Here is a 21,056-nt window from a genome sequence, read left to right as displayed (position 1 = left end):
TTGAGTTGATTTCAATTTGATTTTATTAATAATGTAATTATGTTATTTGCACAATGTCCAGTATTCATAACCAAAGATACTCTTTCTTTTACAAAGTTGAACTGAGTTATTTTTATTTGTCGAATCATACATGTTATTAGTAACTTTCATTTTTTTTATTTTATTATTTACATTTATTTTAAGATAGTAATCGTTCCCAGAGCGAGAAGGATTTATTTCTTTATCAACAACTGTTACAAATTCAAACTCAGGTTTATCTAATGTTGCTATATAATTTAATGCTGGTGTTGTAGAAAAACTAAGAATAAATGTAGATAAGGTAACCAGTAATACTTTAAGTTTTGTTTCATATCTTTTTTTGATAATTAATACTAAGGCATAAAAAATTAACAACACTATCATGTAAATAGCAGAAAAACTAAATCTTTCGTTATTTGGTGTATTTAGGGTGTTTGTTGATAAAAGTAGAGTTAACATAGATAATGAACATGCTGTTAAAGGAAATGGTATATGATACTTTCTTGATTCTTTTGCTTTAGGTATTTCTAGTAGCATTTTAGGATATAGCCATAAATACATCATCCAACTGAATAGTAATATAAATATATAGATGGAAAATTAAATTTTCATAGGAGTAAGGAGAGCAATGATAGCAAGTATTGTTAGTAAATAACGAATAATACAAGTAACCTTTTTTTCTTTTTCTATGACAGCTAAAGTCCATCTATTTTTTATAAATTCATTTTCTCTTTTTTCACTCTGTTTCATTTAATAACCCTCTATTAATAGTATAGTTTTTTAATCCATTACTTTGTTTTATTTTAACATATTTATATAAAAAAGTAACATTGAAGTTTTTTATTTTTTGGAATGTTATGTTAACTTGGGATAATGATTATACAAATTTATAATCAGAAGAAATTACTTCTATCATTACTTAAAGTTAATAAATATAATTTTCTGTAAAGCTTTTTAATTAGATACAGATTATTTTAAAACATATTTTTGATAGGTGCTATTTATTGTTATATTAAAATGAATTTATTTATCAATATTGAAAGAACATGTTTTTAGCCAATTTTGAATAAATGATTATTTATCGAAAAAGATGAAAATTTTTCAAAATAGATAAAATATGATAAAATAGATTTTAGAAGAGGTGATAAAATGATTTCATACACTCCATTGTGGAAATTGCTAATTGATAGAAAAATAAGAAAGATGGAATTTGTAAATATATCAGGTATAAGTATTTCTGTTTTAGGTAGATTAGGAAATGATAAGTCTGTTTCTATGGATACAATGGAAAAGATATGTTTAGCACTAGACTGTAAAATAGAAGATGTTGTAGAAATAAAAAAGGATGTTTAATGATGCTAAAATATTTTAATAATATTGTAAAAAACATATAAAGAATAGGTAAGGTTTAATTTAATAGATAGAGTTTTATTGGATTAAAAATAAAAGTAACTATATGTGAATAAATTAAAATTAAAGAGTAATGCTATAATGTAAACTAAATATATTTTTCCAGTAATTATATGAAGTTTTTGTGAATAGTAAAAATAATTGTTTTAGTAGTGTTATAATGTCTTGGTAGGGTATATTTATTATTAGAAAGGATTATTATATGAAAAAAATATCAATTTTAGGTTCTACAGGCTCTATAGGTAAGCAAACCTTAGATGTAGTTAGAGAAAATAGAGACAAGTTTGAGGTAGTTGCAATATCAGCTAATAGCAGTATTGAATTACTACTTGAACAAATTGTAGAATTTAGACCTAAATATGTAACCGTTTTTGAGGAAAGCAAAGCATTAAAATTAAAAGAAATATTGCCGCAAAATATAGAGATAGAAGTTTTAACAGGAATGGAAGGTTTAAAAATAATTTCATCACTAGATGAAATTGATGTACTTTTAACTGCTGTTGTGGGAATGATAGGATTGGTCCCAACACTTTGTGCTATAAAGAAGGGAATAAATATAGCATTAGCGAATAAAGAGACATTAGTAACTGCTGGAGAGCTTGTAATGGCAGAGGCAAAAAAATATAATGTAAATATTCTTCCCGTTGATAGTGAACATAGTGCTATATTTCAGTGTTTAAATGGAGAGAATAATAAAAATATAGAAAAAATAATACTTACAGCTTCTGGTGGTCCATTTAGAGGAAAGAAAAAAGAAGAGCTTTTAAATATAACTAAAAATGAAGCTTTAAAGCATCCAAACTGGAGTATGGGAAGAAAAATAAGTATTGACTCTTCAACTCTTATGAATAAAGGACTAGAAGTAATAGAAGCTAAATGGCTATTTGGAGTAAAACAAGAAAATATAGATGTAGTAGTTCATCCACAAAGCATAATTCACTCAATGGTACAGTATACAGATAGTTCTATAATTGCACAATTAGGATGTCCAGATATGAGGTTGCCTATACAATATGCTCTTACATATCCAGATAGAATGGAAAGTAATTTTGAAAGAATGAATTTTTCAAAATTTAGTACTTTAACCTTTGAAGAACCAGACTTAGAGACTTTTCCATGTTTAAAATTAGCTTATGAATGTCTAAAGATGGGTGGAACTTATTCTTCTGTTTTAAATTCTGCAAATGAAGTTTTGGTAAGTGAATTTTTAGAGGATAAAATTGGTTTCTATGACATACCATATTACATAGAGAAAACTTTAGAGGTTCATAAAAGCATAAGCAAACCAACGTTAGAACAAATTTTAGAAACAGATAGATGGAGTAGAGCTTATGTTGAAAATCTGATAAAAAAATAGGAAGGTGAATTTATGACTATAATAGCTGCATTAATACTATTTAGTATAATTGTATTAATACATGAATTAGGACATTTTATATTTGCAAAAAGAAGTGGGATTAAGGTAAATGAGTTTTCTATAGGTATGGGACCTAAGATATATAGTGTAAAAAAAGATACAGAGTATTCCATAAGAGCTCTTCCAATTGGTGGATATGTAAGTATGGAGGGTGAAGACGAAGAACAAATAAGTCCAAATTCTTTTGGAAATAAATCTATACTACAAAGATTTAGTACTATTGTAGCAGGACCAATATTTAATATAATACTGGCAGCAATACTTTTAGTACCAGTGTTTTTGTATATAGGTTCTCCAACTACTACACTTGGAAAAATAATGCAAGATACTCCTGCACAAGCAGTAGGACTTCAAGTAGGAGATAAGATAAATAAAATAAATGGTAATTCTGTTAAGACTTGGGATGAAGTTGCAAATATTATAAATACTTCTTCTGGTGGAGAATTGAAGCTTAGTATAACTAGGGATGGAAATGATAAAGTTGTAAATGTAATTCCTAAAGATAACAATGGAAAGTATGAAATAGGAATTCAGCCACAAAGAGAAAAAGATTTCTTTGGTTCAATAGTAAATGCATGTAAAACTACTGTGGATATGACAAAACAGATGTTAACATTCTTAGGTCAAATGGTTACAGGACGTGTACCAGGAGGAATTGGTAATGCTGTTGCAGGACCAGTAGGTGTTATTGGTATGGTATCAGATGCAGCCCAAACAGGTCTTATAAATGTAGTCTATTTGGCAGCTGTCATAAGTTTAAATCTAGGTATAGTAAACTTATTACCAATACCAGCCCTTGATGGTTGGAGAATACTTATGTTATTATTAGAAGCTGTTAGAGGCGGTAAAAAACTTGACCCAAATAAAGAAGGTATGATAAATGTAGTTGGATTTGGAGCCTTAATGTTATTTATGCTTTTTATAACATATAAAGATATATTAAGGTTATTTCAATAATTTAACTTTATATAAAGTTTAAAAAAGCTATGTAGTTTTAAGTGAGAATAAATTAATTTTAAAAGGTTAAATTTATTCTTAGTTGTTTAACTATATAGCTTTTTAATTTATAATATATATGTAGTTTGTAGTATTTTTTAAGATATTGAATAATTTTAATATAAAATAATATATAGAGGTGAAATATGAGTTACAAGAGAAGACAGACAAGAGAAGTTAGTGTTGGGAGTGTAAAAATAGGAGGAGAAAATCCTATAAGCATACAATCTATGACAAATACTGATACAAGAGATGCAGAGGCTACAATATCTCAAATAAAAAGATTAGAAGAAGCTGGTTGTGATATAGTTAGAGTTGCTGTTCCTGATATGGAAGCAGCTAAAAATATAGGAAAGATAAAGTCTAATGTAAATATACCTGTTATTGCTGATATACATTTTGATTATAAGTTAGCACTTGAAGCTATAGAACAGGGTGTAGATGGTGTTAGAATAAATCCTGGTAATATTGGAAACATAGAAAGAGTTAGAATGGTTGTTGAGAAATGCAAGGAAAAAAATCTAAAAATTAGAATTGGTGTTAATGGGGGTTCTTTAGAAAAAGAACTTTTAAATAAATATGGTTCTGCAACTGCTGAAGCATTAGTTGAAAGTGCTATGGGACATATTAAGATTCTTGAAGATTTAGGTTTTTATAATATAGTTATTTCTCTAAAATCATCTGATATTTATAAAACTGTTGATGCATATGAATTAATATCACAGAAAGTTGATTATCCTCTTCATATTGGAATTACTGAATCTGGAAGTGTTCATAAAGGAACAATAAAGTCTTCTATAGGTGTGGGAGCACTTCTTCTTAAAGGGATTGGAGATACTGTCAGAATATCTTTGACAGGTGACCCTGTTGAAGAGGTTGTTGTTGGTAAACAGATTTTAAGAAGTTTGGGTCTTTTAAATGACAAGATTAAAGTTATATCATGTCCTACATGTGGAAGATGTAATATAGATTTAATTAGTGTTGTAAATGAAGTTGAGGATAAAATTGGTAGTATGGAAAAAGATATTACTGTTGCAATTATGGGGTGTGCTGTAAACGGACCTGGAGAGGCTAGAGAAGCGGATATAGGCATTGCTGGTGGTAAGGGTGAAGGTCTTTTATTTAAAAAGGGTGAAATTGTAAGAATGATTAATGGTGATAAATTGGTTGACGAGTTACTGGAAGAAATTGATAAGTTATAGTATACAATCAATAAATATAAAATAGCTAGATATTCAGTACCTTTGGAATAAATTTTATTCATGGTATTTAATTATCTAGCTATTTTTAATTAAATAAATTTGAAAAGATATAAGAAATCTATATTCTAATTCAATCATATAAGTGAGTACCAAAATTTATTCTGTATTTATTATAATAAAATTATATTTGCTAAAATGAAAATTACAATAGTAGTACTGCAATATAATTACTATTATTGTAGTATTTAGTTACTAAAACTATTGATGTATTATGTTAATATAAATAGTAATGCATTTTAGAACCTATTTAAGAATATATACTATAATTCTTCCTTGTATCATAAGTATACATGTAGTAAATACTTAGAAATAGTTTGTTTCTTAATAATGAACTTATAAAAAATAAACTATTAAATAATAGAAAAGTAGATAAAAATAACAATTTTTTATTTTTTATCTATTTTCCCATTCTCTATAAATACTTTTAATTATATGGATATAATTCATAATAAGTTAGCAATAAATCAACCATTTTACCATAACTTTGGGTTCCTTCAGCAATTCCATTAGCTTTTAAATAAGAATTATTAAACTCATTGGAGATTTTATCAATTTTACCTTCATATCTTTGCCAAAATTCACTCTCATTTTTTAAATCCCTACGAACAGACTCTGAAATACCAGCAGAAATATCAGCATATGCCTTATAGTCAACTTTGATTAAAGCAGAAGCAGTATAATTTAAGGCCAAAATATAGCCAGAATAATTAAAATCAATATCAGGATGTTTTATTGAAGTGAGATAACCTATAAAGTTAGCTTCATCTTCACTAGCAAATCCTCTCTGATGTGCCATTTCATGACCAACTGTACAAGGAATATATAAGTCAGGGATTGCAATATTAATATTTGCCTCACCTGTAAAGGGAAAGTATATACCAGTTATTCCTGTATAACACATAAGATGTGATGAAATAACATACTTTGGCTTAGAGTAACTACCACTAACACTAGGTAAAATATATGAAATTTTATCATATCCTAATTGAGCTCTATTTATGACACCTTTATAATCTGTATTAGATTTTACGACACCATTTTTATCTTGTAGTGTAAGTTTTCTAGTTTCATTTGCTTTAGCTACCAAAAATTTATATAACTCAGAAAGTTCTTTAGTACTATGTTGCTTTGATTGGACAGAACTGTTGTTTTTTAAATTGTATTGGTTGATAATGGTGTTCTCGAGTGGAACTCTATTGTAGTTTATACCCCAAAGTACTACAAAAAGAAAATAAACTATTGATAAAATGGATAATATATTTAAAATAGAATTCTTTAAAAATGTCTTTAAATTTCTATTCTTTTTGAAAATTGTAAATACAATAGAACATAAAAATAAAAAAATAGATATAACTATTATGTACATTGTAATTTCGTAGATAGAAAATGGAAATATTCCTGAAACTTTACTTAATAGCTGTATAACTTTTTTATCTATGGCTTGAGAATAATATTTTTCAACAATATGTGGAATTTTACTTGCTATGAAATTTAAAAACAAAGCAATAGGAAAAAGGATTAAAGAAAAATATTTTATTTTTTTACTCATATTTCACCTCGCAGACTTTAATTTATATAAATATATTATATATCAATTAAAGTTATATTGTAAAATAGGTATAGTTATTTATATTTATGACTTTATACTAAATAAATGATAAGTTATAATATTCATATGAATAAACAATTTATGTATAACTAATAATAATTAAAAATAACAATTGTATAAGGAGTAAAAAATATTATGATAATAAGGCTTACTAAAGATAATTTTAATTTTAGATTTAAACAATATGAAGGGATGTTTTTTCATGCTGAAGTAAACGAAGGAGAAGAATCAATTAAATACAAAATAACTAAAGATAAAGATGGCACTGAACTAAAAGAGTTTGGAAATACACATATAAAGGATAATATGATATATATACCTCAAATAGAAGCATACATAGATTTAAATAGTATAAAATAAAGATTGTAGGTATTAATTTAAAAAGAGGGTTATGTTTAAGGGGGAATACAGTATGAGTAAAGCATTAGACATAGTAATAAGACCAGTAAGAAGGGAAGACGCGCAATCGATTAATGAAATGAGAAGAGCATATAATGTTATGAGAAATACACTAGCATTAATGAGTGATAGGATGGATAAAACTATAGCTATGTTAGATTCTCTAGGCGAAAATGATTATATGTTTGTGGCTGAAATTGATAATGATGGAGAAAAAAATGTAATAGGTTTTGCTGGTTTACATGTGAATCCATCTCCAAGATTAAGACATAGTGCAGAATTAGGAATAACTGTTGATGAAAAGTATCATGGTATAGGAGTAGGTCAAAAGCTTATGGAACAACTTTTAGACATAGCAGACAATTGGATTAAGTTGATGAGAGTAGGGTTAGAAGTAATTGTAGACAATGAAAAGGGATTAAACTTATACAAAAAACTGGGATTTGAAATAGAAGGAACTAAAAAATATGCTGTAATTAGAGATGGAAAATTTGAAGATGTTTATATCATGGGAAGATATAATAAAGATTTAATTTAACTCATTCCAATAAAAATAGAGAAGTAGAATAGATTATCTATTAATAAAGAATTTTCATTAAAGATAATTTAATATTACTTCTCTATTATATTTTAAAAACTTTATTATCGAAAATTTATAAAAACATTCTATATACAAATAGAATTATTAGCAATATCAAAGCTACCTTAAAAGCTAGACTAGCAACAGTTTTTATAATTTTTACAGAAACGCCTATAGCAACTATAGCAAATACTATTTTAAAGAGTAAATCTATATCCATATTTAAGCCTCCTATTCTATCATACATATAGATATTATTGACAAATATCTAGGAAAAAATTCCATCAATACACTATAATAAATTGTTTATATTTGTAATTTATTGAGTCTATTATTATATAATACATAAAAGAATAAATCAAGATAGTAAAAAAATACTTATAAAAGGTATTGATATAACTGAAAATAATGTCGTAAAAAATACACATTGTGAGGCTAGTGTTACATTAGAGTCATATTGATTAGCAAATATAGCAGTATTTGCAGCAGCAGGCATAGAAGAAATTACTACTGGTATAGCTAAAATCATTTTATCATTAACCCACCCTTTTAGAATAAAGTATATAATCACAGGAAGTACTAATAATCTTACAATAGTAACTAGATATAATCTTTTATTTACAAAACAATCTATTGCTGAAGAATTAGCAAGCAAACTACCAATAATAATCATAGATATTGGTGTAGTCATATCTCCTAACATCTTAAGTGGATCATTTATAAACTGAGGTAATCTAAGACCTGTTATAAATAAAAATAAACCAATAACTACTGCTATTGTAGCAGGGCTTATAAGTGATTTCATTGAAAATCCTTTAGTGCTACTACCTTTAGATAACAAGTAAATTCCCAAAGTAAAAGAAAACAAGTTAAATGGTAGATTAAAAATAGCGGTGTAGAATATAGCCTCGTGACCTAGAACTGCTTCAATTACAGGATAACCCATGAAAGCTACATTTGAAAAAACAACTATATACTGATATATCCCCAGGTCTTTTGTATCTTCACATTTTAAAATGTATTTTAACAAAAAAGCAATTATAATAGAAACTATATACATAACTAAGGATATAAATAATAATAGTAGTATTTTTTGTATCATTTTATTATCAAAGTTAATCTGCATAGAACTAATTATCATAGATGGTAAAAAAATAGTCATTGTCAAATTTGAAAGTTTAGATGTACAGTGTTCATCCAATAAGTTGAATTTTCTGACAAAGTATCCTACTAAAATAATTATAAATAAAACTGCAACTTGAATAAAAATATTGCTGAAATTCATAAAATGTCCCCCCTATATATACATTATATACCAACTCAATAATAAAATCTAATGATTATAAAATTTAAAATTCAATATTACAATATAGTGACAAAAGGTAAAAATTCAATATTATAGCATTAATTATGGTTTATAATGTATAATAATGTTTGAGAGAATATATTTTATAAAATGGGTAGGTAGCGAATAATGAAAAACACAAAATTTTCTATAAGAAAAATAAAAAATATATCTAGTGACCCCAAAGTTATACATACTAAGGGAGCTCTTTTTGAAAAGATGGGAAAGACAGAAAGTGCAATAGAATTATATAAAAGTGCAGCATTAGATAATTATGTAAAATCTCAATATACTTTGGGAAATATATATGAAAATAAAAAGCAATTTAAAGAAGCAGAAAAATGGTATTCAATGGCATATAAGAATGGAAGTGAAGATGCTGCATTTGACTTAGGTAATATGTATTATAGATTAGATGGATATGAGTATGCTATATACTGGTATGAGAAAATAGCTACTATAGGATATTTACAAGCACAAAATAATTTAGGTGTATGCCATTTTAAAATGAAAGATTTTATAAGATGCGAAAAGTGGTTAAAAGAAGCAGCAGATAATAATCTCGGTAAGGCTTGTTTTAATCTAGGAGTATTGTATACATTTTTAGAAAAAGAAGATGAGGCATATGAATATTATAAAAAAGGTTCTGTACTTTTAGATGATGATGCGAAGTATAATCTAGCAATACTAAATGGAAAGAAGAAGGACAATAAATCTACAGTAAGTCTATATAAGCAATTGTATAAGTCTGGTCATATGAAAGGTTGTTTTAACTTGGGTATGATTATGGAAATCAATGATAATTTGGAAGAAGCAGAGAGATATTATAAAAAGAGCGCAGATAGAGAAGATGTAAAATCTGAGTATAGACTTGCATATGTATATGATAGAAAAGAAGAATTAGGAGACGCAATTTATTATTATGAAAAAGCAATAGAAAAAAATCACACACTTTCTAAATATAGACTTGCAAATTTATATAATAGAGAGAATGAGATAGAAAAAGCAAAGACTTATTATAAAATGGCAGCAGAAGATGATATAACAGAAGCTAAAAACAATCTAGCAGGTATATATTTTGAAGAAAAAGATTATGAAAATGCTATAAAGTACTATGAAGATGCTATAGCTGTTGGATGTAAAAGTTCTCTTGAGAATCTTGGAGACTTATATTATCAAAATCAAGATATAGAAAAAGCAGTTTCATATTATTCTAGAATTCCAAATAATGTATCTTGTCAAATAAAATTAGGGAATATATATGAAGATTTAAATAACATAGAAGAAGCTATAAGTTGGTATAAAAAAGCATCTGAAAATGGAGATACCAAATCTAGCTATAGATTGGGATGTATATATGAGAATTTAGGAAATACAAAAAATGCTAGAAAGTATTTTGAGATGGCAAGTAGTAAAAATCATATGAATGCGCGTATACATTTAGGTAGAATTTATTTTAGAGAAGGAAAACTAGAAGAATCTAAAATGATGCTTGACACACCTGCTAATGAAAATAATATATATGCTCAACACATGGTAGGACTTATTTATGATATGTTTTACAAAGATTATGTTAATTCCAAATACTGGTATGAGAAGGCTAGAGCACAAGGTTGTGTTGAATCAATATATAATTTAGGGCAAATTTATTTAAAATTAAATGATGATGCAGAAGCTGAAAAATATTATAAAGAAGGTATTAAATTTGGGAGTAAGAAGTGTGAATATATGCTTGCAGGACTTTACTACAAAAAAAGTTTAGATATGTATATTTCTCTAGCAGATGAAGAATATGATAACTGTGGAGAAATAGTAGAAGATTTCCCTAAACTAAATATAAACTTTGATGAAATATTAATTCCACCATTTAAATTACAGGAAGAAATACTTGATGAAGAAGAGTATGTTCCAATTTATATATTGAACATAAAAGAAAGTTTAGACTCAATGTTGGAAGGTCTTGAAACTGAAATGAGTATAGATGAAGAATATGATAATTAAAAAACCTGATAAAAAGAGTATTTTTAAAATAAATAAAAGCCATTGGAGTAAATGTAAATTAATTAACTCTAATGGCTTTTTCTTATTAATATTTTATAATAGCTTGTTTCTTGACATAAAAAATGTAATTATTATGCATATTATAGAAGTAATGAGCATAATTATCCAAAATCCATTTGGGTTATCAGAAAATGGCATATTGATAACATTCATACCAAAGAGTCCTGATATTATTGTAGGTATTGAGAAAATTAGTGTAACTACTGTTAAAAATTGCATAACATTATTTTGATTATTACTTATAATTGCACTGAAAGCATCCATAATTCTACTCAATATATCTCCATATATTTTAGCCATATCAAGAGCCTGTCTATTTTCGACTATAACATCTTCTAAGAGGTCTTCATCATCTGGATATTTCTTTATACCAGCAGTTCTAACCATCTTGTTTAAGACCAATTCATTGGACTTTAAAGAGGTAGAGAAGTATACCAAAGACTTTTCTAATTCCAATAGTTGTACTAGTTCTTTGTTTTTCATAGATTTGTAAATTTCTTGCTCTATTATGATTGTCATTTTATTTATTTTTCTTAAGTAATGCAAGTAATAAGCTGCATTTTTATGAAGAATTTGAAGCAAAAAGCGAGTTTTTTTAAATGTAAAAAAATCTTTAATATGACCAACTATAAAGTCATTTAAAATCTTAGTTTGCGCATTACAAACTGTTATAATAGCTTCTTGAGTTATTATAATACCTAAGGGTATTGTAGTATAATGAGAAGAATTAGAGTCACTTTCGTCTACTGGTATATCTATAAGTATAAGAGTATGATTGTCTTCAACATCTATTCTTGAGCGCTCTTCTTCATCTAGTGCAGATTCTATACTTTCTACATCTATATTTAATAAATTAGAAATTTCGTTGATTTCACTATGATTAGGTTCAACAAGATTTATCCAACAGCCATCTTCAAAAAAACTAAGTTTCTCTAATTTTGAATCTATAGTTTTGTAATATCTTATCATGGCAACACATCCTTTATTCAGTTTTATATAAATCTCATCATTTAATAGTATCTATTAATTAACTAATTTATATAACTGAATATCTGTATTAGTTTTAAATTTAGATATTATTAAGTGATGAAATTGTAAAAAATTCTCTCCGCAACGGACTAGTATCCATTGCTCATCACTCTCCTTATTTATTATTTTATACATGCCTATATACAAAAGAAGTATTTTAAGCACTCTTTAATATAATACCTTTTCCAGGTATATAAATCAAGTTTTGATTTAGTCAAATGATATTTTTGTCATAATTTACATGTAAAACATAACAGTCATATTTAACTTAGATAAAGTATATATATACTCTGAGTGAAAATATTAAATATATTAGAAAATGAATAGGTATCTATATCCTTACTCCTTTATAATATGTTTAATAAAAAATACTTTATTTTTCAAAGTAAATTCTAGTAATAATTTATGATGAAAATAAAAGTATTATCAATATAAAAGAATGAGAGGTTATTAGAGGTATGAGTGAATTTAAAGAGATTATGTCAGAAGAAATAAAAAGTAATCCATTTAAGTTGATAGGTAAAGACTGGACATTGATAACAGCTGAAAAAGAAGGTAAAGTAAATACAATGACTGCTAGTTGGGGTGGACTTGGAGTTATGTGGGGAAAAAATGTTGCTTTTGTAGTAATAAGACCACAACGTTATACTAAAGAATTTATAGATAATACAGATTCATTTTCTCTTACTTTTTTTGATGAAGATTTTCGTGAAGAACTTTCTTATTGTGGTAAAGTATCTGGCAGAGAAGAGGATAAAATATCTAAAACAGGATTTAATGTAGAACATTTAAATGGTACACCTTATTTAAAAGAGGCAAAGTTGGCTATTATATGTAAAAAAATGCACTACCAAAAAATTGACCCACAATGTTTTATTGATGAAGAGATAGATGGAAGATGGTATCCACAAAAAGATTATCACACTCTATATGTAGCTGAGATAACAAATGTACTTGTAAAAGAAGATTAAATAATATGCAATGATAGGGTTATATCAGTAAGCAGTATTATAGAAAGCAAAGAAAATTTAATTATGATATATAAGTGATTGAGTTTTTATACATGAAATTTTCTACAATTGATTGGAAAATAAATTAAGTAAGAGCAAGTGAAATTTTGAAATATACTATTAATAATGGTGTAAATTATATTTATATAGTATCTTAATAAAAATAAAGATGAGAATATAAATAAGCTAAGGATATAAATATGTTAATATAGATTGATTAGTAACATATTTAAAAATCCTTAGCTTAATAAAAATTTAATTTGTAAATTTTCAAATTATAATTCAGAAATTAATTCATTGATAACATCTTCAACAGAACTTAACTTATCAATTTTATACGCATTATTGCCACAGAATAAAAGTGAATTTTCCACATCTCCTTTAACAGCATTAATTAATGCTTGAGAAATACAGTATGGTGTTTCTTTTGGATTGCAAGGAATCAAACAGTTGTAACATTTTTTTATCTCTGGACGATTAGTTTTAACATCTTCTATAAATTTATTTCTTATAGCACGTCCAGGAAGACCTACAGGGCTTTTAACTATGTGTACATCTTCTTCTGTAGCATTTATATACGCCATTTTAAAGTTTTCATGTGCATCACACTCATAAGTAGCAACAAATCTCGTACCAACTTGTACACCACTTGCTCCCATATCAATATATTTTTTTACATCACTACTAGAAGTTATGCCACCAGCAGCAACAACTGGAATGTTCTTGCCAAATTTTTCTCCATAATTATTTGCAACTTTTAATATCTCAACAAATTCTTTATCATAGTCTATAGAATCTATGTTATCAAGCTCCTCATTAGAGTATCCAAGATGACCACCAGCTTTTGGACCTTCAACAACTATTAAGTCAGCAGTAGTTTTCTCTTTTCTATCCCACATTTTTAAGATTACACTAGCAGCTTTTGCAGTAGAAACTATAGGTGCTATTTTTACATTACTTCCTTTTACTAAAGATGGTAGTTTATTAGGAAGTCCAGCCCCTGATATTATAAGGTCTACACCAGCTTTAACAGCTTCTTTTACATATGTTTCATATTCTTTCATAGCGACCATGAAATTAATGCCAATAATGCCACCATTTGAAATTTCTTTTGCTCTGGAAATATGTTTTTTTATAGCTCTTAAATTTGCATTTATAGTGTTAGTCTCAAAATCTTCCTCATCATAACCAATTTGAACTCCAGAAACTACACCAACACCACCAAGCTTAGCAACAGCACCAGCAAGTGATGATCTAGATATACCAACGCCCATTCCACCTTGAATTATAGGAACTTTTGCAACTAAATCTCCAATTATTAACTCTTTTATGATAATCCCTCCTCAATGTAAACATGTTTAAAGAACTAGATTATAATACTTAATATTATTACCTAGTCCTAATTATTATACTACAAATTATAATAAAAGAGTAGTTATATTTTATATGTGAGACAATAATTATAGAATATTTAAAACTGCTCCTTTAGAATCACAACACAACTCTTTTATTTCCCAATTAGATTTTAAGTTTGATAGATAATCTCTCATATTATACACGAAATTATCATCATTTTCTTTTATTAAAGCCATTATAGTAGGCCCAGCTCCACTTAAGAATACGCCAATACTATTTAATTGTTCAGATTTTTTAACAATATCACTGTAGTTTTCAATTAAAGTACCCCTATAATCTTGATGCAATTTATCTTGACAAGCTACTTTAAGAAGCTCAAAGTTTTTGTTTAACAGTGCAGACACAAGTAAAGCGACTCTACTAACATTAAACACTCCATCAGAATATGGTATTTCTTTTGGTAAAACACCTCTAGCTTTTTCAGTTGACAGTTTGAAATTAGGTATCATTGCACAAAATTTGAGTTCATTAGGGATTTCTATAATATCGTAGTGTATATTGTCATTATCAGTAACAGAAACAACCATATTACCTAAAATAGCAGGAGCAACATTATCTGGATGTCCCTCTATTTCTGAAGCTATATTTAACAACTGGCATTTATCTAAATTAGCATTTGATAGAGCATTTGCAGCTATAACGCCAGCAACTATACAAGAGGCACTACTACCAAGACCTCTACATATAGGGACATCACTTTGGATTTTTATTTTGATACCAGTAGGTATTTTAGCTGGCTTAACTCTATCAAAGAAGTATTTCATAGATGTATAAACTAAATTATTTTCATTTTTGTAGGCATCTTCGCAACCTTCTATTTCAAGACCACTTTCAATTTCTTCAACATAAAATTTATTATATATATTTAAAGCAATTCCAAGACAATCAAATCCTGGACCTATATTTGCACTTGTTGCAGGAACTATAATTTCTAACATAATAATCACCTATACCTTTAAGAATTTTTCTATAGCTATTTTTAATTCATCCTTTTCATAAATATCTTTATGTAGTATTTCTGCATTTTGAAGATTTCTAATAGGTTTTGGTATATCTACCTTAGCAATATTTGATAATCTATCTATTATGGCAAAATCATCAAGATTTCCCAAATTGGAGTCTATAGATTTTAAAACATCTTCAGAAAACTTAAATGGGCTTGCAGTACTTACAACAACAGTTTTTGTATCATCAGAAGTTTCTTTTTTGTATTTTTCATAACAATTATATGCAACAGCAGTATGAGTATCGATTAAATAATTGTAATTTTTAAAAATATTATTTATCGTGTTTTTAACTTCTTCCTCATTAGAATATTCACCATAGAATGAAGCCAGATTCTTTTTCATATCTTCATTTATTTTATAAACTCCATCTTCACTAAGATTAGATAGAAGTCTGCTTACAGTTTCAGTATTTCTATTTGATATTTCAAATAATAATCTTTCTAAATTACTTGAAATTAATATATCCATAGAAGGTGAAGAAGTCAATTTCAATGCTCTATTTTTATCATATATACCAGTTTTAAAGAAGTCATAAAGTACATTGTTGTCATTTGATGCACATATCAATTTATTTATTGGAAGTCCCATTTGTTTAGCATAATATCCAGCTAAAATATTACCAAAGTTACCAGTTGGGACTACAAAATTTATTTTGTCATTTAACTTTATTTCATCACTATCTACCAATTTCATATATGAATAAAAATAGTATGCAACTTGAGGAAGAAGTCTTCCTATGTTAATTGAATTAGCAGAAGATAAGATATAATTACTATCTAATAGTTTTTCATTAAATTCCTTATTAGAGAAAATTTTCTTTACACCAGATTGTGCATCGTCAAAATTTCCTTTTATACCAACTACATATGTATTTTTTCCAGTTTGAGTCTTCATCTGAAGTTTTTGCACTGCACTTACACCATCTTCTGGAAAGAATACAATTATTTTTATCTTGTCTATATCTTTAAAACCTTCAAGTGCTGCTTTTCCTGTATCTCCAGATGTAGCAGTAAGAATTACAACATCTTTTTCTAAATTATCTTTTTTAATAGATGTTTTAAGAAGGTGAGGCATTATAGTAAGTGCCATATCCTTAAATGCTAAAGTTGGACCATGATATAATTCTAAGAAATAAGCATCATTTACTTTATTTAATGGAGCTATACTAGTGCAATCAAATTTTTCGTCATATGCATTTGTTATACAATCTTTAATCTCAGATTCAGTAAAATCGCATAAAAATTTACTAAGTACAAAAAATGCTATTTGGGAATACGTTAAATTTACTAAATCTATAAGTTCATTTTTTACATTTGGAAATTCACTTGGAACATAAAGACCACCATCGTTTGAAATTCCTTTTATTATTGCTTGTGATGCAGTTACTTTTTCTTTGGTGCCTCTTGTACTTGAATAATACATTTCTATAATCCTCCATATATTTTAAATTTTTAATTAGCTAATTAAACTAGATACAGAATATTTTAAAAACTGAATTTAGGTAATAAAAAAAGACCCTCATCCCTAAAAAAGGGACGAGAATCTGTTTCCCGCGGTTCCACCCAAATTGATTTTAAAAAATCCACTTGATACTTTAACGTAAGTAGTAAAACGTCTATTCTTACTAAAATCATAAGATAACTTCAGATAGAAGCTCATAGGTAGTTTTCAATCTTTCTAGTTAAAGAAACTTTTCAGCTAATAGTTTCCTTCTCTGGTAACCGATTCAGATTTACTCTTCCTAATCAAAGCCTTTCAATATTCTTAATATTATTAATTATTCTAGAATATAAAACAGACAAAGTCAAGTATTAATATAAAAATTTGGAAAAAATATTTTTTGAAATGTAAAAAAACTGTAATCAAATTGACTTATATACAGAATATTTTTTTAACCTTTTTAAATCTATAAAAACTTGAATTTTCATAGAAATGAAGTGGATTTTAATAAAAATTAATTAGAAGATAAGAGTTACATATCTGTAATATTAAAATTTTATGCTACACCATATTACAAAAAAAGTTTACAAAACTTTAATTTGAAAAATGTAATTATATGGTATATCATATAAATATAGATAAATAGCGTTAATATTTAAACGATTAATTGTACTTGAATTAATAAAAGTATATAATTCTTAATTTGAAAAAAATACTATTGTAAAATTACAAATATGTTCAAATTAAATTCACAAGTATTTCACATAATAAGAGTATACTGTAAACAAAAGGAGGTATTAAATATGGGAATAGTACTTATAACAGCAGCATTAGTTTTGGTTATGTATGGACTTTCAATTCTATCATATATATCAGAAAGCAATATATTAGAAGACACTGTAAATGATAACCAATAAGGTTTTAAATTATATAAATAAGTAGAACTGTAAGTAAAAATTACTTTTTATTTACAGTTTTTTTATATATTTATTAAATAAAGTTAACATATAAATAAATAAAGTTAAAATGTAAAAAATAATACTTTATTTATAGCTATCAGTTTTTAAATTAATCCTTTCTATAAACTAACAAAAATAATGTTTTGTTTATAGTATATATGGATAATAATAGTAAAGTATAAGAATAATGAGAATAATATATAAGAAATAATAATATAAAGAGAGGTAAATTGTCATGGTAGATATTATTGTAATTGGTGCTGGACCAGCAGGTTTAACTTCAGCAATTTATGCTATGAGAGCTGGTTTAAGTGTAACAGTCTTTGAAAAAAGTATTTATGGAGGTCAAGTTGCAAGTACATCTGAGGTAGAAAATTATCCAGCAGTTCAAAAAATTTCTGGTATAGAGTTTTCTACTAACATATATAATCAAGCAGTCGATCAGGGTGTTGATATTCAGTTTGATGAAGTAGAAAGGATAAGTTTAGAAGGTAAAGTAAAAATTGTTAAAACAGCATCAGGAGAACATAAAGCAAAGGCTGTTATCCTTGCAAATGGAGTCGAAAGACGTAAATTAGGATGTGTTGGAGAAAAAGAGTTTACAGGTAGAGGAGTATCTTATTGTGCAACATGTGATGGAGCCTTTTTTAAGAATAAAGAAGTTGCAATAGTTGGTGGAGGAAATACTGCATTAGAAGATGCTTTATTTTTAGCTAATAATTGTACAAAAGTGTACTTAATTCACAGAAGAGATGATTTTAGAGGTGAAGAAGTATTAGAAAAGTCAGTAAAGGCAAGAAAAAATATTGAGATACTTTATAGTCATGGTGTAGAAAAAATAGAAGGTGAAAAGACAGTATCAAGAATAGAAGTAAAAGACTTAAAAACTGAGGAGAAAAGAACTATAGATGTAAGTGGTATTTTCATTGCTATAGGACTTAAACCTAACAATAAAATGTTTGAAAATGTACTTGAGTTAGATGAAGGTGGGTATATAGTTTCAGATGAGTCTTGCACAACATCAGTTGAAGGTGTATATGTAGCAGGAGATAATAGAACGAAGTTTTTACGTCAAATAATAACAGCAGCTTCAGATGGTGCTATCGCAGCTGTTCAAGCAGCTAATTATATAAATGTTGAATAAATATAACTCTTAAATAAAAATAGCCATATAACACTATAAAGAAAATATATCTTTAAGTATTATATGGCTATTTAGTAAATAGATATTAGAATTTATTTACCTTGTCTAGACTTATTATATCTTAATCTATCATGTTCATTTAATAATCTTTTTCTAAGTCTTATAGAATCTGGTGTGATTTCAACTAATTCATCATCTTCTATAAATTCTAATGCTTCCTCAAGAGTGAATATTCTAGGAGGTGATAATTTTATAGCATCATCTGAACCAGAAGCACGTACGTTACTCATTTTCTTGTTTTTACAAGGATTAACTACCATGTCATCTTTTCTAGAATTCATACCAATTATCATGCCTTCATAAACTTCTACACCAGGGTCTACAAACATCGTAGCTCTATCACTTAAAGCATTAAGAGAATATCCCATAGTAACACCAGGCCCTTGTGCTATTAAGACACCATTTCCTCTTGAAGGTATTTCACCCTTAAATTCTTCAAATTTTTCAAATGAACGAACTAGAGTACCTTCTCCACGAGTAGCATTTATAAACTCACTTCTATATCCTAAAAGACCACGAGTAGGAGCTAAGAATTCTATTTTTACATAGTCTCCTTCTATTGACATAGACTCCATCATACCTTTTCTCATGTTCAATTCATTTATAATAGTACCTGAATAAACTTCTGGACAGTTTACAATAACTCTTTCTACTGGTTCCATTAACTTTCCATCTTCTTTATGCATTAAAACTTCAGGCTTAGAAACACCAACTTCATAACCTTCACGTCTCATATTTTCAAGAAGTATAGATAAATGAAGTTCTCCACGTCCAGAAACTTTATATCCATCAGTAGTATCAAGAGGTTCAACTTTAAGTCCTACATTTACTTCAAGTTCTTTTTCAAGTCTGTCTTTTAAATGTCTAGTTGTAACGAATTTACCACTTTTTCCAACAAATGGAGAATCATTTACTAAGAAGTTCATAGAAAGAGTAGGCTCTTCTATTTTTATCATTTCCATAGGAAGTGGATTATCTAAATCACATAGAGTTTCTCCTATAGATATATCAGGAATACCAGATATAACAACTATTTCTCCACTAGTAGCTTCATTCACTTCAACTTGTTTTAAACCTTCATATACAGAAAGTCTTGATACTTTTCCTCTAGATACAACAGAACCTTCTCTACAAATAGCAACTTGTTCATTGCTTTTAAGTGTTCCTTTATAGATTCTACCTATACCAAGTCTACCTACATAATCATCATATGCAAGAGCTGATATTTGGAATTGTAGAGATTCATTGTCGTAATCAGGATAAGCTTCAACATGATTTACAATAGTTTTAAATAGTGGAGATAGGTCTTCACTGTCATCATCCATTTCAAGTTTAGCTATACCTTGTTTAGCTATTCCATATATTATAGGGAACTCACATTGTTCGTCTGTTGCATTTAAGTCTACAAATAAATCGAAAACTTCATTAACTACTTCTTCCGCTCGTTGGTCTTTTTTATCAATTTTATTGATAAATAGTATTGGTTTTAAACCGAACTCTAAAGATTTTTGTAAAACAAATCTAGTTTGAGGCATTGGGCCTTCGCTTGCATCAACTAGTAAAATAACTGTGTCAACAGTTTTCATAACACGTTCAACTTCAGAAGAAAAGTCGCTATGTCCTGGTGTATCAACTATATTTATTTTATAGTCTTGATAGTTTATTGCACAGTTTTTTGAATATATAGTTATGCCTCTTTCTTTCTCAAGGTCGTTACTGTCCATAACGCAGTCTTTAACTACTTCATTTTCTCTAAAAACACCACTTTGAGAAAGGAAAGCATCAACTAGTGTTGATTTTCCTGCATCAACGTGGGCAATAACTGCGATATTTATAATTTTATGTTTTTGTGACATTTTTGTTGCTCCCTTCGATTAAAATAACTTATTAATTA

General features: G+C 27.3%; 19 protein-coding genes and 1 other annotated feature. Of the genes, 9 read left to right on the top strand and 10 right to left on the bottom strand.

Annotation, left to right across the window (positions count from 1 at the left end):
* Positions 1 to 42 precede the first annotated feature (42 nt).
* Positions 43 to 555 (bottom strand): hypothetical protein, encoded by a 513-nt coding sequence (locus tag IC214_RS18610; RefSeq protein ID WP_227866885.1) that lies wholly within the window; start codon positions 553 to 555, stop codon positions 43 to 45.
* Positions 556 to 618: 63 nt separating this feature from the next.
* Positions 619 to 768 carry a hypothetical protein gene (locus tag IC214_RS18605; RefSeq protein ID WP_227434785.1) on the bottom strand — a complete coding sequence of 50 codons (150 nt, stop codon included), beginning with the start codon at positions 766 to 768 and terminating at the stop codon, positions 619 to 621.
* Between the two features lie 399 nt (positions 769 to 1,167).
* On the opposite strand from IC214_RS18605, the gene IC214_RS18600 reads away from it, so the two are divergent.
* From IC214_RS18600 to ispG, 4 genes are all read left to right on the top strand, one after another.
* On the top strand, positions 1,168 to 1,371 hold the full coding sequence (locus IC214_RS18600) for a helix-turn-helix domain-containing protein (RefSeq protein ID WP_227434784.1): 204 nt from the start codon (positions 1,168 to 1,170) through the stop codon (positions 1,369 to 1,371).
* 259 nt (positions 1,372 to 1,630) lie between these two features.
* Positions 1,631 to 2,785: a 1-deoxy-D-xylulose-5-phosphate reductoisomerase gene (locus IC214_RS18595; protein WP_227482551.1), complete on the top strand. Its 1,155-nt coding sequence runs from the start codon at positions 1,631 to 1,633 to the stop codon at positions 2,783 to 2,785.
* A gap of 12 nt (positions 2,786 to 2,797) precedes the next feature.
* Entirely contained in the window at positions 2,798 to 3,802 is a 1,005-nt protein-coding gene (gene rseP / locus IC214_RS18590; RefSeq protein ID WP_227482552.1) for an RIP metalloprotease RseP, read from the top strand.
* A 185-nt stretch (positions 3,803 to 3,987) separates the two neighbouring features.
* Entirely contained in the window at positions 3,988 to 5,043 is a 1,056-nt protein-coding gene (gene ispG / locus IC214_RS18585; RefSeq protein WP_227866884.1) for a flavodoxin-dependent (E)-4-hydroxy-3-methylbut-2-enyl-diphosphate synthase, read from the top strand.
* A gap of 484 nt (positions 5,044 to 5,527) precedes the next feature.
* Here the strand turns inward: ispG and IC214_RS18580 are convergent, their stop codons facing one another.
* Positions 5,528 to 6,652: a DUF3810 domain-containing protein gene (locus IC214_RS18580; RefSeq protein ID WP_227866883.1), complete on the bottom strand. Its 1,125-nt coding sequence runs from the start codon at positions 6,650 to 6,652 to the stop codon at positions 5,528 to 5,530.
* Positions 6,653 to 6,847: 195 nt separating this feature from the next.
* Between IC214_RS18580 and IC214_RS18575 the strand changes: the two genes are divergently transcribed.
* Positions 6,848 to 7,072 (top strand): hypothetical protein, encoded by a 225-nt coding sequence (locus IC214_RS18575; RefSeq protein ID WP_227482555.1) that lies wholly within the window; start codon positions 6,848 to 6,850, stop codon positions 7,070 to 7,072.
* A gap of 52 nt (positions 7,073 to 7,124) precedes the next feature.
* Positions 7,125 to 7,649, top strand: coding sequence for a GNAT family N-acetyltransferase (locus IC214_RS18570; protein ID WP_227866882.1), 525 nt, complete (start codon positions 7,125 to 7,127; stop codon positions 7,647 to 7,649).
* Between the two features lie 115 nt (positions 7,650 to 7,764).
* On the opposite strand, the gene IC214_RS18565 is transcribed toward IC214_RS18570, so the two are convergent.
* Both IC214_RS18565 and IC214_RS18560 read right to left on the bottom strand, forming a co-directional pair.
* Complete coding sequence (locus IC214_RS18565; protein ID WP_227434777.1) at positions 7,765 to 7,911, bottom strand: hypothetical protein; 147 nt, start codon at positions 7,909 to 7,911, stop codon at positions 7,765 to 7,767.
* Between the two features lie 138 nt (positions 7,912 to 8,049).
* The gene (locus tag IC214_RS18560; protein ID WP_227482557.1) at positions 8,050 to 8,976 is read right to left on the bottom strand and encodes an AEC family transporter; all 927 of its coding nucleotides are present in this window, start codon (positions 8,974 to 8,976) and stop codon (positions 8,050 to 8,052) included.
* 189 nt (positions 8,977 to 9,165) lie between these two features.
* Between IC214_RS18560 and IC214_RS18555 the strand changes: the two genes are divergently transcribed.
* Positions 9,166 to 11,037 (top strand): tetratricopeptide repeat protein, encoded by a 1,872-nt coding sequence (locus IC214_RS18555; protein WP_227434775.1) that lies wholly within the window; start codon positions 9,166 to 9,168, stop codon positions 11,035 to 11,037.
* 93 nt (positions 11,038 to 11,130) lie between these two features.
* Here IC214_RS18555 and IC214_RS18550 read toward each other — a convergent pair whose 3' ends face one another.
* Positions 11,131 to 12,066, bottom strand: coding sequence for a magnesium transporter CorA family protein (locus IC214_RS18550; protein ID WP_227866881.1), 936 nt, complete (start codon positions 12,064 to 12,066; stop codon positions 11,131 to 11,133).
* 518 nt (positions 12,067 to 12,584) lie between these two features.
* On the opposite strand from IC214_RS18550, the gene IC214_RS18545 reads away from it, so the two are divergent.
* Positions 12,585 to 13,097 (top strand): flavin reductase family protein, encoded by a 513-nt coding sequence (locus tag IC214_RS18545; RefSeq protein ID WP_227866880.1) that lies wholly within the window; start codon positions 12,585 to 12,587, stop codon positions 13,095 to 13,097.
* Positions 13,098 to 13,411: 314 nt separating this feature from the next.
* On the opposite strand, the gene IC214_RS18540 is transcribed toward IC214_RS18545, so the two are convergent.
* The 3 genes from IC214_RS18540 to thrC all read right to left on the bottom strand — a co-directional run bounded on the left by IC214_RS18540 (position 13,412) and on the right by thrC (position 16,981).
* Entirely contained in the window at positions 13,412 to 14,470 is a 1,059-nt protein-coding gene (locus IC214_RS18540; protein ID WP_255606541.1) for an NAD(P)H-dependent flavin oxidoreductase, read from the bottom strand.
* A 126-nt stretch (positions 14,471 to 14,596) separates the two neighbouring features.
* Complete coding sequence (gene thrB, locus IC214_RS18535; protein ID WP_227835462.1) at positions 14,597 to 15,490, bottom strand: homoserine kinase; 894 nt, start codon at positions 15,488 to 15,490, stop codon at positions 14,597 to 14,599.
* Between the two features lie 9 nt (positions 15,491 to 15,499).
* The gene (thrC, locus tag IC214_RS18530) at positions 15,500 to 16,981 is read right to left on the bottom strand and encodes a threonine synthase (RefSeq protein WP_227850990.1); all 1,482 of its coding nucleotides are present in this window, start codon (positions 16,979 to 16,981) and stop codon (positions 15,500 to 15,502) included.
* A 106-nt stretch (positions 16,982 to 17,087) separates the two neighbouring features.
* Positions 17,088 to 17,317 (bottom strand) — a binding site (T-box leader).
* Positions 17,318 to 18,193: 876 nt separating this feature from the next.
* Between thrC and trxB the strand changes: the two genes are divergently transcribed.
* On the top strand, positions 18,194 to 19,102 hold the full coding sequence (gene trxB, locus IC214_RS18525) for a thioredoxin-disulfide reductase (protein WP_227482559.1): 909 nt from the start codon (positions 18,194 to 18,196) through the stop codon (positions 19,100 to 19,102).
* Between the two features lie 92 nt (positions 19,103 to 19,194).
* Here the strand turns inward: trxB and typA are convergent, their stop codons facing one another.
* Positions 19,195 to 21,018, bottom strand: coding sequence for a translational GTPase TypA (typA, locus tag IC214_RS18520; RefSeq protein WP_227434769.1), 1,824 nt, complete (start codon positions 21,016 to 21,018; stop codon positions 19,195 to 19,197).
* Between the last annotated feature and the right edge of the window lie 38 nt (positions 21,019 to 21,056).

The sequence above is a fragment of the Clostridioides sp. ES-S-0190-01 genome (genome assembly GCF_020658275.1).
Lineage (GTDB): Bacteria > Bacillota > Clostridia > Peptostreptococcales > Peptostreptococcaceae > Clostridioides.
The sequence above is the reverse complement of the archived record's forward strand: the minus strand, read 5'-3'. Positions and strand labels throughout refer to the sequence as shown.